General features: G+C 33.1%; 18 protein-coding genes and 1 riboswitch. All 18 genes read left to right on the top strand.

Translation table 11 applies throughout. The annotated features are described in order from the left end of the window. Positions 1-37 precede the first annotated feature (37 nt). The 18 genes from HW423_RS06115 (at position 38) to nth (ending at position 17,790) form a co-directional block, all read left to right on the top strand. A complete protein-coding gene (locus tag HW423_RS06115; RefSeq protein WP_218931052.1) occupies positions 38-445 on the top strand; it encodes a GNAT family N-acetyltransferase in 408 nt (135 codons plus the stop codon). Positions 446-472: 27 nt separating this feature from the next. Then, on the top strand, positions 473-1,219 hold the full coding sequence (locus HW423_RS06120) for a segregation and condensation protein A (protein ID WP_218931053.1): 747 nt from the start codon (positions 473-475) through the stop codon (positions 1,217-1,219). 5 nt (positions 1,220-1,224) lie between these two features. Then, complete coding sequence (gene scpB / locus HW423_RS06125) at positions 1,225-1,833, top strand: SMC-Scp complex subunit ScpB (RefSeq protein WP_218931054.1); 609 nt, start codon at positions 1,225-1,227, stop codon at positions 1,831-1,833. Between the two features lie 4 nt (positions 1,834-1,837). Continuing rightward, positions 1,838-2,560, top strand: coding sequence for a pseudouridine synthase (locus HW423_RS06130; RefSeq protein ID WP_218931055.1), 723 nt, complete (start codon positions 1,838-1,840; stop codon positions 2,558-2,560). A gap of 116 nt (positions 2,561-2,676) precedes the next feature. Then, a riboswitch (FMN riboswitch) is annotated at positions 2,677-2,796 on the top strand. Positions 2,797-2,907: 111 nt separating this feature from the next. Further along, positions 2,908-3,513 (top strand): ECF transporter S component, encoded by a 606-nt coding sequence (locus tag HW423_RS06135; RefSeq protein WP_218931056.1) that lies wholly within the window; start codon positions 2,908-2,910, stop codon positions 3,511-3,513. A 374-nt stretch (positions 3,514-3,887) separates the two neighbouring features. After that, entirely contained in the window at positions 3,888-4,553 is a 666-nt protein-coding gene (locus HW423_RS06140) for a LysM peptidoglycan-binding domain-containing protein (protein WP_218931057.1), read from the top strand. Positions 4,554-4,626: 73 nt separating this feature from the next. Then, a complete protein-coding gene (gene cmk / locus HW423_RS06145; RefSeq protein WP_218931058.1) occupies positions 4,627-5,295 on the top strand; it encodes a (d)CMP kinase in 669 nt (222 codons plus the stop codon). Between the two features lie 136 nt (positions 5,296-5,431). Continuing rightward, positions 5,432-6,769 (top strand): 30S ribosomal protein S1, encoded by a 1,338-nt coding sequence (gene rpsA, locus HW423_RS06150; RefSeq protein ID WP_218931059.1) that lies wholly within the window; start codon positions 5,432-5,434, stop codon positions 6,767-6,769. Positions 6,770-6,844: 75 nt separating this feature from the next. After that, complete coding sequence (gene der, locus HW423_RS06155; RefSeq protein WP_218931060.1) at positions 6,845-8,161, top strand: ribosome biogenesis GTPase Der; 1,317 nt, start codon at positions 6,845-6,847, stop codon at positions 8,159-8,161. A 153-nt stretch (positions 8,162-8,314) separates the two neighbouring features. Continuing rightward, positions 8,315-8,590 (top strand): HU family DNA-binding protein, encoded by a 276-nt coding sequence (locus tag HW423_RS06160; protein ID WP_218931061.1) that lies wholly within the window; start codon positions 8,315-8,317, stop codon positions 8,588-8,590. A gap of 225 nt (positions 8,591-8,815) precedes the next feature. After that, positions 8,816-10,150 carry a tetratricopeptide repeat protein gene (locus tag HW423_RS06165; protein ID WP_218931062.1) on the top strand — a complete coding sequence of 445 codons (1,335 nt, stop codon included), beginning with the start codon at positions 8,816-8,818 and terminating at the stop codon, positions 10,148-10,150. 4 nt (positions 10,151-10,154) lie between these two features. After that, the gene (locus HW423_RS06170) at positions 10,155-10,688 is read left to right on the top strand and encodes a YpiB family protein (protein WP_218931063.1); all 534 of its coding nucleotides are present in this window, start codon (positions 10,155-10,157) and stop codon (positions 10,686-10,688) included. A 1-nt stretch (position 10,689) separates the two neighbouring features. Then, a complete protein-coding gene (locus HW423_RS06175) occupies positions 10,690-11,919 on the top strand; it encodes a CCA tRNA nucleotidyltransferase (protein ID WP_218931064.1) in 1,230 nt (409 codons plus the stop codon). Between the two features lie 10 nt (positions 11,920-11,929). Then, on the top strand, positions 11,930-14,464 hold the full coding sequence (locus tag HW423_RS06180) for an exonuclease domain-containing protein (RefSeq protein ID WP_218931065.1): 2,535 nt from the start codon (positions 11,930-11,932) through the stop codon (positions 14,462-14,464). A gap of 91 nt (positions 14,465-14,555) precedes the next feature. Further along, positions 14,556-15,032, top strand: a complete 477-nt coding sequence (locus HW423_RS06185) for a PepSY domain-containing protein (protein ID WP_218931066.1) — start codon at positions 14,556-14,558, stop codon at positions 15,030-15,032. 33 nt (positions 15,033-15,065) lie between these two features. Next, positions 15,066-16,349, top strand: coding sequence for an asparagine--tRNA ligase (gene asnS, locus HW423_RS06190; protein WP_235956350.1), 1,284 nt, complete (start codon positions 15,066-15,068; stop codon positions 16,347-16,349). 88 nt (positions 16,350-16,437) lie between these two features. After that, positions 16,438-17,163, top strand: a complete 726-nt coding sequence (locus tag HW423_RS06195; RefSeq protein WP_235956344.1) for a DnaD domain-containing protein — start codon at positions 16,438-16,440, stop codon at positions 17,161-17,163. A gap of 12 nt (positions 17,164-17,175) precedes the next feature. Beyond that, positions 17,176-17,790: an endonuclease III gene (nth, locus tag HW423_RS06200; protein WP_218931068.1), complete on the top strand. Its 615-nt coding sequence runs from the start codon at positions 17,176-17,178 to the stop codon at positions 17,788-17,790. Positions 17,791-17,793 lie beyond the last annotated feature (3 nt).

Raw genomic sequence — 17,793 nt, forward strand, 5'->3', positions numbered from 1 at the left:
AATATCACTCAAGTGATTAAGGGACGAGGAGGTTTCCATGTTAATTAGTTCAAAAAACAAAAACGAAAAAATTATATTAGGGTTACTTTCTTACACTTATGACGATGAGAAAGCGAATTTGAGTGAAATGAGCAGTCTATTAGAGTCATACCGAGAAGATCCTAATTTTGATATTTTGTTATATAAAAATGATGAAAGTGAAAATTTTATTGGATTAATATGTATTGAAAAAAATACGCTAGAGTCTCAAAATGAAGATACACCCTCATCGACAACAATTATCGTACATCGAATTGCGATTGTGCCTTCTTTTAGAGATGAAGGTATCGGTTATAAAATGTATGAACTACTGCGTAAGCAACACCCTAATGCCACTGTTATCGGTGCGATGAATACGGTAGATATCTTAGCAAAATGGAGTACAAAATATAATCAATCTTTATAGAATTTTCGAATGTAATGGGGAGATTGTTTGCAAAACACAGAATTAAGAATTGAATTAGAATCATTTCAAGGACCATTTGATTTACTTCTTCATTTGATCAAACAGATGGAAGTAGATATCAATGATATTCCCATGACTGAGATAACTAATCAATATATTAAGTATATTGAGGCGATGAATGAGCTAGAACTAGATATTATTGGAGAATATTTAGTTATGGCCTCATCGTTATTAGAGATTAAAAGTAATATCTTATTACCAACTGAACCAAGTCCTGATTATGAAGAAGATTACGATGAGGGTGATCCACGAGATATCCTTGTTCAACAATTGCTTTTATACCAGCAATTCCAAACTGTTGCGACTCAATTACAAATCAAACAAGAGGAGAGGGCGCGATTATTCTCACGTCCGATGGCTGATTTAAGTTCGTATCAAGAATTTGTACCATTGGATGAAGATGCACTTTCACTGACTGATTTAACTGTGGCGATGGCCAGTGTTGTTGAAAAAGCAGCGAGACGAGAACCACTTGAAAGACAAATACAACATGAATCATTAACGGTTTCAGATCAAATGGATAAGATTATGGCTGCATTTCAATCTGATACAGATAATGATTCAGTGACTCTTGATCAGTTTTTCCAATACGGAACACGTAATGAAATTATAACGACATTTTTAGCGATGTTGGAATTAGTAAGAAAGCAACATCTAATCTTTCTTCAAAAAAGTAAAGATGATCCAATTCAAATGAAGAAATTAGAGGAGTAAGATTTGTGAATGAGTTAATAAAGAGAGTATTTGGTATATTATTTGTAGCTGGTGATGACGGAGTGAGTCGGCAAGAGTTGGCTCAGAGTTTAGAAGAGCCAATTAGTAGTATTGACGACTGTCTTGAACAGTTGAAACTTAATTTTCAAACGGATGATTCATCAGCGCTTGAAGTTGTGAATTTCAATCAAAGATACCGATTAATTACCAAAAAAGAATTGGCAAAAGATGTAGAAAAATATGCACAAGCTCCATTTTCACAAAACTTAACCAGAGCATCGATTGAAACTTTATCAATTGTAGCCTATCGCCAACCAATTACGCGTATGGCTATTGATGAGATTAGAGGTGTTTCTTCGAGTAGTTTAATACAAAAACTAATATCTCGAGATTTGATCAAAGAAATTGGAAGGATTGAAGCACCGGGACGACCAGTATTATACGGGGTCACCGATTACTTTATGGATTATTTTGGTCTAAAAACATTAGAAGATTTACCAGAAATTGAACCCATTGCATTAAATGCAGAACTTTCCTCCGAAGAATTGTTTGACTTGAAAGAATGGCCAATTGAATTATATGACGAAGAAAATAATCAGAATGAGGATGAGTAACTAAATGGAAAGATTACAAAAAGTAATGGCGAATGCGGGTGTCGCAAGTCGTCGTAAAAGTGAAGATTTAATCGTAGATGGACATGTTAAAGTAAATGGTAAATTAGTAACGGAATTAGGTACAAAAGTATCTAAGACGGATGTTATTGAAGTAGATGGAGTTCCTATTTATAAAGAAGAACCAAAATATATTATGTTATATAAACCAAAAAACGTTATCAGTGCTGTGAGTGATCCCACTGACCGTAAAGTAGTTGTTGATTTTATTCAGGGAGTAGAAGAACGTATTTATCCTATCGGTCGCTTAGATTTCGATACAACCGGTTTAATTTTATTAACAAATGATGGTGATTTTGCGAATTTGTTAACTCACCCACGCTATAATATTGATAAAGTATATATTGCAACGGTGAACGGTATTGTTGACACAAAAGCACTGACTAAATTAGAGCATGGTGTCATGATAGATGGTAAGAAAACTTCTAAAGCCCGTGCGAAAGTTATTTCAACTAATAAAGAAAAGAAAACTTCCGTTGTACAGTTAACAATACATGAAGGTTGGAATCACCAAGTGAAAAATATGTTTGAGGCTGTAGGACATGAAGTCTACCGCTTGAAACGCGAACGATTCTCTTTCTTAGATTTAGGCACATTACAGCCAGGTGAGTGGCGTGATTTAACAGCTTTTGAAGTGGATAAGTTAAAGAAGATTGCTTTAGATGAATAAATTTTAAAGTAATAAATTGATTGTATGAAATTATGATAGTTAAAATTTTGTGTGTTTTTCACAAAAGACTTGCCTTACTCAAATGAATATGCTAAGATAAGATTAAATAAAATACAATACGTCTTCAGGGCAGGGTGTAATTCCCGACCGGTGGTAAAGTCCACGAACTCGAGTCATCGAGCTGATCTGGTGAAACTCCAGTACCGACAGTAAAGTCTGGATGGAAGAAGATTAAATGATATACACTTTTTTTGAGTATATTCTTTTAAAGTACGTCTTTTTACCCTGGGAAAAGTAGGGTGAGAAGGCGTATTTTTTTAGTCTTGGGACAAAAAAGGAGAAGAAAAATGCAAAAAAGATCACATGTTAGAACGATGATTTTGTTGGCTATATTAGGTGCTTGGGGAGTTATTTTGAGATTTTTTGACTTCCCGATTTTACCAGCTGCACCGTTTCTAAAGATTGATTTTAGTGATTTAGTTGTTTTGATTGGTATGTTAATTCATGGACCGGCTGGTATTGTTGTAGTCGCGTTTATCAGAGATACTATTAACTATATATTACAAGGCGGGCAAGCAGGATTTCCAATTGGAGCTGTCATGAGTTTTACTGCATCAGTTGTTATGTTTATTCCGACACACTTCATTCTAAATTCTCTTAAGAAAGTTAGTTGGAAATTAAAAGCTGTATTAATGAGTATTACTCTAACAGTCGGTTTAGTGGTTTCAATGTCGATAATAAATTACTATATCGCTTTGCCAATTTATACAACCGTGTTGAATTTCCCAATTGATGATTACTTCGGTTATATTCTAACTGTTGTAGCACCATTTAATTTAATAAAAGGTATCTTTTTAAGTGTAGGTCAAATTTTGGTCATCAAAATCGTTCCAAATTTATTACGAAAAAGAAACACTATTTATCCTGGATATAATTTATTGAAAACAAATTAAAACAAATAATATATAAACAAGCGAGTTGTTCACTTAAATTGTGAATTGCTCGCTTTTTATTTGTTTGTAGTTAAAGATTGTACTAAAATTATTATATGAAGATATCAATTTAAAACATAAAAAACAAAACTAATGACGAATATATTCATATAGTGGTGGAATAAGCAGAAAATTAATGTATAATGTAGAATGATAAAGCAAACCTGTTCGTTCTATTACCATTGCTTTACAGATTCTTTTCAGTATGATGTTATTGACAATAGAAATTTATTTTATTGACAAAAAAAAGATTAAGTTATGGTAATATAATAGGGAAAGTTAACTATGTATTAAAATGAATCATCATTAACTATGCATATTTAGGAGGGATTCTTATGTCTAAGGAACAAGATAAAGATCAAGACGTTTTTGAATCTGAGGTTGCAGAAACTATTGAAGAGACACCTTCAAAGAAAGAAAGCAAACCTTGGAATCGAAAATTTGGAGAAGATGAAAATTTAAAAAACCGTCAATATTCAAGAACTGCACGCAACCAACCAGCAAAAGAAGCAACAACGCTTTCTAAAGTGTTGTTAGCAATTATTGTAATTACGGTTATTGCGCCTTTCTTATTGTTTATTTTTGTTAATGCACAATTAGATAATGACGAAATACCAAATCGTAGTGCTGAACAAATTAATTTTTCTAGAAATTCTGAGTTATCACAAGCGTCAAGTGCTGATGAAAGTAAATCAAGCTCAGACGAAAGTGAAAGTGAAAGTGAAGAAGAGTCCAGTTCAGAAATTAGTAGAGAACCAATAGAATCAGTTGAAGAAGTTGAGCCTGAACCGGAATTACCACCTACACCAACTGAACCAGTTGTACCTGAAACACCTGTAGAGACACCACCTACAACGGGCGGAACATATACAGTTCAAGCAGGGGATTCATGGTATGCTATTTCTAGAAATACCGGCGTAGATCTTTATGCATTATTAAGTGCGAATGGGGCAACAACTGATACAGCTATTTTCCCAGGAGAAACAATCGTATTACCATAGTATAGAATATAAGTTTATAGAATAGAGATCTGTAAAAGGTCTCTATTTATTTTGATTAAAAGGAGAATTATTAATGTCGAATTTTCAAATTGCCATAGATGGACCCTCTTCATCAGGGAAAAGTACTGTCGCACAAGCCATTGCTAAAAAACTTGATATTATCTATATTGATACAGGGGCAATGTATAGAGCGGTCACTTTAGCTGTTTTACAAGATAGTATAAACGTAAGTGATGCTGAAAGAGTGGAAAAAAAATTATCAACACTTAATCTAAGTTTTAAAAGATCAGATGAAGGTATTCAAGAAATGTATTTGAATAATCAAAATGTTAGTCGTGAAATCCGATCGGATGTGGTCACAGCAAATGTATCAGAAATTTCAGCTTATCCATTTGTTCGAGAAAAACTAGTGGAAGACCAACGTAATATGGCAAGTACACATTCAGTAGTCATGGATGGTCGGGATATTGGGACCGTGGTCCTACCACATGCGGAGTATAAATTCTTCTTGAATGCTTCAGCGAAAGTGCGAGCGAAAAGACGTTTCGATGAAAATATTGAAAAGGGCTTATCTAATCAAACACTTGAGGAAATTGAAGAAAGTATTGTCGCAAGAGACCATTATGATTCAAATCGTGAGCACAGTCCGTTGAAAAAAGCAGACGATGCAATCGAGTTAGAAACGGATCATTTATCAGTGGAACAAGTTGTAAATACAATAATTAATCATATTAAGAAATAAGTACTGTTAAATCGCTATTATATTGTCATTTTACTAGACTGATGACTGAATATTTGATATGATATGCTTATATACGGTTCTTAAATTATAAGAAGAACCACTATTTTTTAGGTAACGCTTAGGAGGAATTGGGTAAATGTCAGAGTTTGTAGAAAATCAAGAATTAAATGAAAATGAAGAAGTGGTTGAAGAGACAGAATCTACAGAAGTAGAAGAGTCTATGGAAACTATGGAAGACGCTTTAGATAGTGTTAAAGAAATTAAAGTTGGCGATACTGTTCAAGGTGATGTATTAGCCTTTGATGACAATCAAGTACGTGTTTCTATTCAAGAAAGTGGCGGACTTGAAGGAGTTATTCCACGCAATGAATTATCAGCTACACCTGTTGAAGAATTAACAGATGTTGTTAATATTGGTGATGAAATCGAATTAGTGGTATTAAAACCAATTAAAGATAAAGAAAATGGAAACTTTTTATTATCTAAAAAACGTGTAGATGCTAAAAAAGTTTGGGAAGAATTACAAGTTAAATTTGAAAACGAAGAAACTATCGAAGCACCAGTTAAAAACGTTGTAAAAGGCGGATTAGTTGTAGACGCAGGCGTACGTGGATTCGTTCCAGCTTCAATGGTTGAAGATCACTTCGTAGAAGACTTCACGCCATACGTTGGACAAACTTTAAAATTCGTTATTGTTGAAATTGAACCAAGTGAAAACCGTTTAATTTTATCACATAAAGAAATTGCACGTAAAGAAAGCGAAGCAAAACACGCTGAACGTTTAGCTGAATTAGAAGAAGGTTCAGTTGTTGAAGGTACTGTAGCTCGCTTAGTAAACTTTGGTGCATTTATCGACTTAGGTGGAGTGGACGGATTAGTTCATATTAGCCGTATTGCTCATGAGCATGTTGATAAACCAAGTGATTACTTAACACCAGGCGAAACAGTTAACGTTAAAGTTCTTTCAGTTGATGAAGAAGATGGCCGCGTATCATTATCTATTAAAGATACATTAGAAGGACCATGGGATAACATCGAAGAAAAAGCTCCAGAAGGTTCTGAATTAAAAGGAACTGTTAAACGCTTAACTAGCTTTGGTGCATTTGTTGAAGTATTCCCAGGAGTTGAAGGGTTAGTACATATTTCACAAATCGCTCACGAACACATTGCGACACCTCACGAATGCCTTGAGGAAGGTCAAGAAATTGATGTTAAAGTATTAAGTGTAGATCCAGAACAAAACCGCTTATCACTTTCAGTGAAAGCATTATTGGATCAACCAGAAGGTATGGAAGAAGCTCCAGCTCCTGCAGCTAGCTCTAACAAACCACGTCGTGAGAACAACAAACGTAACACAGGAAACAAAAAACAAAACCGTCAAAGAAACTTCCAAGACTCATCTGATGATAGCGATTCAGGATTTACTTTAGCTGACATGTTAGGTGATCAATTAGACCAATTCAAAGGTGAATAGGAATAATATTTGACTTAAAGAACGAGGCTGACTTTTCATTAGTCAGTCTTTTCTTAATTTATGGAGGTGAAATGAATGAGTAAAGTACCAGTTGTTGCTTTAGTAGGTCGACCAAATGTTGGTAAATCAACCATATTCAACCGACTTATTGGAGAGAGGGTATCGATTGTCGAAGATCATCCTGGAGTAACTCGTGACCGTATTTATGCAACAGGTAGATGGATTGGTAAAGAATACCGTTTGATTGATACCGGTGGGATTGATATGAGTAATGAGCCATTAATGAATCAAGTACGTTACCAAGCAGATTTAGCTATGGATGAAGCGGATGTCATTGTAATGGTGACGAGTGTCAGAGAAGGTGTCACTCTTGAGGATGAGGAAGTAGCCCAAAGACTACATCGAACAAATAAACCAGTTGTTCTAGCGATTAATAAAGCAGATAATCCTGAACAACGACAAATGATTTATGATTTCTATACTTTAGGTTTAGGTGATCCTATCCCAATATCTGGTTCACATGGGACCGGAATTGGTGATTTATTAGATAAGATAGTGGAATTGTTCCCATCAGATTCTAGTGATACAGATGATGATGATTCAATTAAATTCAGTTTTATTGGTCGTCCTAATGTAGGTAAATCTAGTTTAGTGAATGCAATATTGAAGGAAGAACGCGTCATTGTATCAAATATTGAAGGAACCACTCGTGAGGCAGTTGATACTAAGTTCAAAACAGCTGATGGTAAAGAATATACAATGATCGATACCGCAGGAATTCGTAAAAAAGGTAAAGTTTGGGAAAACACTGAAAAGTATAGTGTTATGCGTGCTTTATCTGCAATTGAACGTAGTGATATTGTTTGTATGGTATTAGATGCAGAAACTGGAATTATCGAACAAGATAAACGCGTCGCCGGATATGCTTATGAAGCTGGTAAAGGTATTATTATTATTGTTAACAAATGGGATGCCGTTGACAAAAGTAATAATAAATTCGACGAGTTTACTAAAGAAATTCGTAAAGAATTTCAATATTTACGTTTTGCACCTATCTTATTTGTGAGTGCAAAAACAGGACAAAGATTAAATAAACTACCTGAACTAATTAATATGATTCACGAGAACCGCGCAAGACGTGTTCAATCTTCTATATTGAATAACGTAGTAATGGATGCTGTTGCGATGAATCCAACACCAACGGATAAAGGTAGACGATTAAAAATCTATTATATGACACAAGTTGCGATCAACCCACCAACATTTGTTGTGTTTGTGAACGATGTTGAGTTAATGCACTTCAGTTATGAACGCTTTCTAGAGAACCAGTTACGTGAAAGCTTCTATTTTGAAGGTACTCCGGTACATATAATTACACGTGCGCGTTCATAATGTTTAAATATTAGTTTAGATTTACTCAAGAATAGCGTAAAACGTTGTATTATAAGCTTTTATGTGTTATTCTTATAAATGAAATATCCGTTAAAGAGATGTCGTATATTTCAAATATCTCAAATATGAGGATTTATATAAGGAGGAATACTAATGGCAAATAAAGCACAATTAGTAGAAAAAGTAACAGAAAAAACTAACTTAACTAAGAAAGACGTAACAGCAGCGGTTGAAGCCTTATTCGAAACAATCGAAGAAACTTTAGCTTCTGGCGATAAAGTTCAAGTTATCGGATTCGGTACATTTGAAGTTCGTGATAGAGCTGCTCGTAAAGGTCGTAACCCACAAACTGGAGAAGAAATTCAAATTCCAGCAAGTAAAGTACCTGGATTCAAAGCTGGTAAAGCATTAAAAGAAGCTGTAAAATAATTTAATCTTTTAACCCCTAGAGCCACAAGGCTTTAGGGGTTTTCTTTTTGGGTTTAGGACGTTCTGCGGACCACTTGCGGACTAAATATTTTAATATTACATATTTTGTTTATTCCTTCCAATTTAAATATACGACACATAATATTCAATTATTCGCCGATTAATTTTGGCAACAATACATGTCGGTGGTATAATAAATAAGAATGAGTAAAGGAGGGTTTGATAATGACAATCCTAGATGAGATTTTAGAAGAATTAGGCAATGTGGATACCATTGAAGAACAACGGTTAGTTATTATTGATTATATAGAAAGAGCGAGTGAAGATAGTAGTTATATACCCGCACTTGAAAGCTTAGCTGACATACTATTTAAAACGGGATCAGTCGATCAAGGATTGACTGTATTAATTGAATTATTTGAATTAAAAAAATATAAGAAATATGCTAAGCAAATTGTGAACAAATTGTACCAATATGAAGCCTATGACAAGGCGTACTTTTATTGGTTAGATTTAGCGAAATCTGACAATGAAGATCCTGAAATCAATTTATTGGAAGCAAGATTACTTAAAAATCTAAATCGTCATACTGAAGCGATTGATATATATCGCCAGATTATTAAAAGCTATCCGACATTAGGAGAAGCCTATGAAGATTTAGGAGATATTTACTTAGAACAGCGAAATATTAGGCAAGCAGAAAATTATTATAGAGCGGTGTATGAGTATTTAGATGATTATGAAAATATCCGTGATGTTCGACTGAAATTAGTTGAAGTTGAGTCTTTAAAAGAAATTATTGACTTAGCAGCTGTTGAAAAACTCGAAAAAGACGAGCGAATTCCACTAGAAACAGAAGATGAGTTCTTTGTATTTTCTAATGTGTATAAGTCATTATTTCAATTCGATAAAGCAATTGATTACGCTAAAAAAGCACTACAAAAAGATTCAGACAATATAAACTATTCAATTCTTTTAATTGATTTATACAAAACAACTGGACAAAAATCTAATTTATATAAAGAATTAACATGGTCAGCTAAAACATTACCACCTTTAAATCCAATGATATTAAACATAGCAACAGTTGCCGATGATGTGGATCATTTAAATGATGACATCATAGAAAAGCTCATAGATTATACAAACTTAATTGATAATAGTGAAGATTTTTATTTGGCAATTAACATTATCGTAAATTATTACTTAGGTAAAAGTGATGCGGCACAAGCCTTACATTATTTACGAGTATTTGAAGGGCAACAAATTGATCATGAATATATGAGTTATCACTTTGCGATTGTTTATGAAGCTTTAGGTCTTAAAGATAAAGCAGAAGAAGATTATTTAAGTGCGCTTGATTATTTACTTCCTCACGAGGAAGTAGCTTTCCGTCTAGCTAACTTTTATTTTACGAATAAAGAAGTAGAGAAGGCATTAGAAGTCATTAAACAATATAATAATACATTTTATGATATACCAAAATTGAAAGCTTTGAGTAAAGAAATACAGTCTAAAAATGACTTTTCAGATTTAGATCAATATAAAGATTGGGAGTAAGAAAATGGAGAGAAATGAAAGAAAAAGACAATTTTTAAAATGGTTAATTTCAAATTACCAACATTCTAATCCATCTGTGAATTACTTATTGCAATTTCTATCAACAAATTCTGAGCTAATGAATAATATACTATTTTCTGAAGGGGCAAAGTACGCTCCGCGTGGAATTTACATTTCCTTTAATTCGAATACAAAACTGCCTTTTATTTATTATAAAGATCTGCTAAGTTATACTTTGAGCGACCAAGCCTTTCATGATATTCGCTTGAATCATCGTTTTTCAAAGCAAGATTTTTATGTTGAATTGGATATTCCCCACCTTTATCAGCAGCTATACAGATTTGATGTTTTTGAAGATAATCCGTATATCCCAGAAAATCTACAATTTTTGATGGACTTAGAAGACAGTCTATATCAAATTTCATTGGAGACGAAACTATCTTTATTAAATAAAGATTTAAATACCGCATTAGAGAAATACGACTTTGATAAAGTGAGTTATTATCTAACACAAATTGAAAAATTGAAAGGTGAATAATATGTTTGTATCACTGACAGATCCATTATTTCAAGAAGCAATTCCTGTATTAGGACAAATTGAGTCTCATGGATATGAGGCTTATTTTGTTGGGGGTTGTGTAAGAGATACATTATTAAATAAAAAAATTAATGATATTGATATTGCAAGCAGTGCAAGACCAGAAGAAGTTGAAGCCATGTTTCCAATTACATTTGATGTCGGGAAAGAACACGGTACGATTGTAGTCGTTGTTGATAAAGCACCTTATGAGATAACAACCTTTAGAACGGAAGGCGACTATACTGATTTTAGACGGCCGGATCAAGTAAATTTTGTTCGAAATTTAAGAGAAGACACATTAAGACGTGATTTTACAATTAATGCGATGGCATTTGACCGTCATGGCAAATTATATGACTACCACGGTGGTGTAAAGGATTTAAATGACCATCTAATCAGATGTGTTGGTAATGCACAAGAGCGCTTCTTAGAAGACGCTTTAAGAATGATGAGAGCGATTCGATTCGCCTCTCAACTAGGTTTTGAGATAGAAGAAGAGTCATTTAAAGCGATTCAAACTTTAAAAGCAAATTTACAACATATTTCAATTGAACGAATCAGAATTGAATTTAGTAAATTTTTACTAGGGGATTCATTTGCAGATAAAGCTCAGTTACTCGTAAACACAGGCTTAGCCGATTATTTGCTTGGGTTTACGCAAGCGTTAGTAGAAACAGTCATGACTGAATTAAGTAAAGATTTTAAAAACATCCACAATACTTTACGAGATGAGCGTTTAGTGTGGGCTAGAATGCTAAAGCACATGGGAATCATTCAGCCAGAAACAATCAGAAGTTTCTTAAAAGAATGGACACACAGTAATGCATTTATTAAAGATGTGATCCAAATGATTCAATTGTTTGACTACTTTAAAGAAGAACAAATTACAAGTTGGGAAGTTTACAATTATGACTACTCGAATGTTCAACTTGTTGAAGACTTTTTATTTGAAACCCAATTTTTAGACCATAAATTTGTCGATGATATCTACAACGCATTACCTATTAAAAGCAAAAAAGATATAGCCGTTAATGGAAAAGATGTTATGACAATCCTTAATCTTAATAAAGGCGGTCCAGAAATTGGGGCATGGTTAGATAAGATAGAACGATTAATTATTGAAATGGAACTAGAAAATACTTATAGTATGATTGAAGCTTATATAAAAAATAGTGGCAGTATAGATTAGGAGTGTTTGTATGCCTAGGTTAAAGAATAAAATTGCAATCGTTGATATTGAAACGACTGGTCCAAATATTGACGAGGGTGACCGAATCATCCAAATTGGAGCAATTATTATATCTGAAGGCAATATTGTTAATACATATTCGATGTTAATAAATCCTAATCGCGAGATTCCAGAACACATTGCTAAGTTAACGGGTATCAAAGAAGAAGATGTGGTGAATGCACCACAATTTAATAGTGTAGCAACTTTATGGCATGAGAGACTCAAAGATTGTGTCTTTATTGCTCATAATTTAGGCTTTGACTTACGTATACTTAAAGAAAGTTTTGAAAGATTTGATCTGGAATTTGATCCTATCGCTTTAGATTCAGTAGTTCTTGCGAAAATTATCGTTCCAACTTCAATCGGGTTTAATTTAACTGATTTAAGTCGTCATTTTAATTTAGAATATAGTGAAGCTCATGATGCCTATTCAGATGCATTAATCACTGTTGATATTGTGAGTGAGTTAGCTAAAATTGCGAAAAAGATTCCGATTGAGACTCTTAGTCGAATGGAGCCTTTCTTAAGGAACCTGAGGTATAATGAAATAGAATTTTTTACTAATCCAGATAAGTTTATTTTAAACGAGATAGTTAGTGACAAAAGGACAGAAGTAAATTTAGAAAGTGAAAACTTACCTAAACAGAACCTAACCCTTTCTGAATTTATAAATGAAAAATGGCAAAACCATCCTTATGCTGTGTTAGAAGATACGCATCGTCCCATTCCGTATGATGTGATATTTAATGAAACAAACTTAAAAGAGGGGCGTTATTTATTATCTTTTCCAACATTAGATGAATCGAATTATTGGAATGACTTGATAGTAAATCACACATCATTAGAAAAGATAGCTTTATTAAAGTCTCAAGGAAATTATTTACATGAAAAAGCTTTCGAGAAGTATATTCTTCAATATAATTTTAAACGTAATAATCAACAGGAATTACTCGTAATAGCGGCATCTATACATTGGCAATCTTTGTCAAAATTCGGCGATTTTAGCGAAATAAATAAAGAATTGTCTATTAAAAACTTATTAAACAAACATCAGACAAAGGACTTATTAGTCAAGAATCATACGAATTTTCATCAAGTAATTGAGTATGCTAAAAAAGCAAATATCATTATAACTTATGACGCTAATTTAAACAGTATGATGCTAAAAAACAGAGATCAAATAGAGTATTTATTCAGTCGAAAATTAATTATAGGTAATGTTAATTCTTTTATTGATTCTGCTCGCTTTATTCAACAAAGTAATATTGAATTGAGTGATTTTAATAATCAATTACTTAATTTATTCGATGATATGCAACAAGTTTACAGTGATAATCAGTATATTGTTCATTTAAGCAAAGAGATTCTATCGATGAGAGATTTAAGTAATAATTTGATTTCGATAATCAGCAATATATTAAAAGAAGAATCATTTGATAACAGAATTCAACAAGAAAAAGTTCAAACTTTCGTGAATATTGAATCCGATGACGCGAATAAGATCATGGACTTTGCCAATAAGATTAGAGATAAATTAGCTAGTTTTTATAAGCAATTAGATGTTGAGTCTGAAAAGCTGAAGAAAATTAATCAACCAGTGCTACTTTTACATCGCTTCATAAACAAACTAGAACAAATGAATTTGATGAATGACGAAAGCAATTATATGACAATCAGTGCAACACGAGTCAATAATAAATTTTATAATATTTCTATTCAAGTGAAGCCTATTCGTATTAAGAAAGAAAGTCTTACTTGGCTACTTGAAATGCAAAGTGTATTATTAGTTAGTTCAGGAAACTATTATAATTCAAGAATGACTGGAGATTCCAATTGGATTCAATTGGATGCAGCCTTCGATTATTTAAAACTCCCAACATTGTTCAAAGAAAATAAACACATCATAAATCATCCTGTTGAATTTATTCAAGGTGAAGATAATGCCACACGAATTTCGGATTTATCTGACTTTATAAATAGTGATCGAAAGCTGTTAGGTGACAAAATAATAATTATTATGCCGAATCAGTTTTTAGTTTCGGATTTGTTCCATAAGTTAATTCTTAATGATGAAATTTCTAAAGATTATCATATCTTAGCTGAGTCCATAACAGGTAGTTTAAATCGAATTAGAAGGCGGATTCATGAAACTGAAAAAGTTATTGTTATTCTTAGAGAAAGAAGTTTTACTGAACTTCTTTGGGGAGATAAGCAAACTGAAATTTCAGTTCTGTTATATAATTTACCTTTTCAATCTCCAGGTGAAACTAAAATCCAAGCGAAGTATCATTATCTAAAGAAAACAAAAGATCAAACCGAATTATTTGATGATATATTACTACCACAAATGATTCAAAGAATTAAAAACGTCATCAATTTTATTAGTAACAATTATGCGAATGAAAAGCTTTATATTTTGGATAAGCGTTTATATACAAAGTACTATACAAAAGAAATATTAGATCAATTAGAGTCAATGGTTGAAATTAATATATTGAACTAACTACATTAAGTGTTTATTCAATTTACGTCAAAAATATGTTATTATATAACGGTCATAAAATTAGAAAGTAATGTTGGAAGGAGGCCAAACGTTGAACCGTAAAGTAGTATCAGGATTAACAATTATATTGTTAATTGTACTTGTTGCATTATTATTTATCTATTCGCAAAGTATGGGTTCGATGGTGCAAGCTCAAGAGGAAACTGTTGATTTAGTTTCTTTAGATCATATTGTCGAAGAAGTTAACGATTTCTATTGGGTAACTATTGATGAATCTTACTTTACACTTGATTTTACAGATGAAAATGGAAATCAAATATATGCAATTGTTACGCAAGACGGAGGAGATATTCAGTATTTTACTTCTCAAGATATCATATCTCATCAAGATGCCTTATCAATTACACTCAGTGAAAATGAACCAACGAAACTATTACGACCACGTCTTGGGATGATGGGCAAGCAACCCGTTTGGGAGATTTCATTTAAAGCTGATAATAATACACTATCGTATTATTATATTAATGCGTCAAATGGCGAATGGATTCAAACTATCGCTAATATTTAAGATTATAGGGGGAATATTGTGGATACAATTACAATGCGCCAAGCAGGCGACTATGTAGATAAACAAGTAAAAATTCATGCGTGGGTTACAAACAAAAGAAGTAGTGGGAAAATTGCATTCCTACAATTACGCGATGGACACGAATACTTCCAAGGTGTCGTGTTAAAAAACCAAGTAGGCGAAGAGACTTTTGAGTTAGTTAAACACTTAGGACAAGAAACTAGTGTTGAATTAACAGGTGTTATCCAAATAGATGACCGTTCAAGTTTAGGTTATGAACTGTTAGTTGAATCAATTAAAGTGATTGGTGAAAGTCATGAATACCCAATTACACCTAAAGATCATGGAACAGACTTCTTAATGGATCACCGTCATTTATGGTTACGTTCATCAAAACAACATGCTATAATGCAAATTCGTAATGAAATTATTCGAGCAACTTATGAATTCTATAATGATCGTGGTTTTATTAAAGTGGATCCTCCTATCTTAACAGGAAGCTCTCCTGAAGGTACAACTGAGTTATTCCATACTAAATACTTTGATGAAGATGCATTCTTATCACAGAGTGGTCAATTATACTTAGAAGCTGCAGCAATGGCTTTTGGTAAAGTTTTCTCATTTGGACCAACGTTTAGAGCAGAAAAATCAAAAACACGTCGTCATTTAATTGAATTTTGGATGATGGAACCTGAAATGGCAAACTACAATCATGAGGAAAGCTTAAAAGTACAAGAAGAGTATGTTGCTTTTATTGTACGTAATGTGATTGATCATTGTGGTTCAGCTTTATCTACTTTAGAACGTGATGTTGCTACGTTAGAAGAATATACGAAATTACCTTACCCCCGTGTATCTTATACTGATGCCATTGCATTATTAATAGAGAATGGCTTCGATGATATTGAATGGGGAGACGACTTTGGTTCACCTCATGAAACATTTATCGCTAGTAAATACGATCGTCCAATCTTTATTGTTAATTATCCAAAAGCAATTAAACCATTCTACATGAAGATTAATCCTGAAGATCCTCGTACAGTCTTATGTGCCGACATGATTGCACCAGAAGGATATGGTGAAATCATAGGTGGTTCAGAACGTGAGAATGATTACGAAATCATGAAAGAAAACATTACTAAATTTGGTTTAGATTTAGATGCTTACCAATGGTACCTAGATATTTCACGTTATGGTAGCGTACCACATAGTGGGTTTGGAATGGGTCTTGAACGTGTAGTGGCTTGGTTATCTGGAATTGAGCATATTAGAGAAACAGCCCCATTCCCAAGATTATTAAACCGTTTATATCCATAAGACAAATTATTTATTGTGTAAAAGCCATTTTCAGATGGCTTTTATGCGTTTATAGGGAAAATTTTAATAGAAGGGAGTTAAAGAAGATATGAGAAGCACGGCTTATGATTGGATTAAAGACGGTTTTACGTCGGTACCTAATATTCTTTTTGATCAATACCATCAGCTTGAATTAACCGGTGACCAAATGGTTTTATTATTATATATTTTTTCTCAAATCAATCGAGGAAGATTATCTGAAGATATGAACCGTATATCCATTGATCTTGGTTGGAGTAGTCACAAAGTGAGCGATACATTAAGTCAACTTATGAATAAAGATTTCTTAGAAATCGAATTAGTGCCGAATAATGAAGGCAAACAAACTGATCATTATACTTTGAGACCATTATTCGACAAGTTAGATGAGATAAACTTCCAACAAAGTGCTCAGAGCGCACAATATATGAAAAAGAACCTTTCTACTCCCAAAAATGAAGGATTAAATATTGTAACATCATTTGAACAAGAATTTGGAAGACAGTTGACACAGATTGAGTTAGAAACCTTAAATGACTGGGTAAATATTTCCAAATACGATGAAAAATTAATTCAATTAGCTTTAAAACAAGCAGTTTTAAACCAAGCATTGAGTTTAAAATACATTGATCGTATTTTACTCAATTGGGAAAAGAAAAATATTCGAACGGCAGAAGAAGCTCAAAGAGACATCGAGCGATTTGAGAATCGAAATAATCAGAATAATTCACAAATGGTGGATGATTCACAATATGAGCATATCGAAATACCACTTAATTACTGGGACAATAATTAATAGGAGAGACATATGACATTAAATTCAGAAGAAGTTCTTGATATTATCCACCGGATGGATCGATTAATTCCAGATGCGAAATCTGAATTAGACTATGATGATCCCTTCCACATGCTAGTTGCTGTAATGTTAAGTGCACAATCAACAGATAAACAAGTGAATAAGATAGCACCTGCCTTATTTGAAGCTTTTCCAGATCCAGAATCAATGAGTCAAGTCAAAGCTCAGGAAGTTGAACCATACATTAAAACACTTGGACTTTATCGCAATAAAGCGAAGTATATAGTAAGTGCTGCTAAAGATATTGTTGATAAATTTGATGGGAAGATCCCTGATAACCGTAAAGATTTGATGTCACTTTCTGGAGTAGGACGAAAAACTGCAAATGTTGTACTTTCAGTTGTTTTTGATACACCTGCGATTGCTGTAGATACTCATGTTGAAAGAGTATGCAAGAGATTAAATATCGTACCTGAAGATGCTACACCCGTACAAGTAGAGAAGATATTAATGGAAAAATTACCTGAAAAATATTGGAGCCATGCACATCAGTTGTTAGTTCTATTCGGAAGATATTACTGTACTGCTAGAAGTAAGAAATGCTATGAATATTTAGAAGACGTATAAAAA

It is taken from the genome of Ruoffia halotolerans (genome assembly GCF_014049385.1).
Lineage (GTDB): Bacteria > Bacillota > Bacilli > Lactobacillales > Aerococcaceae > Ruoffia > Ruoffia halotolerans.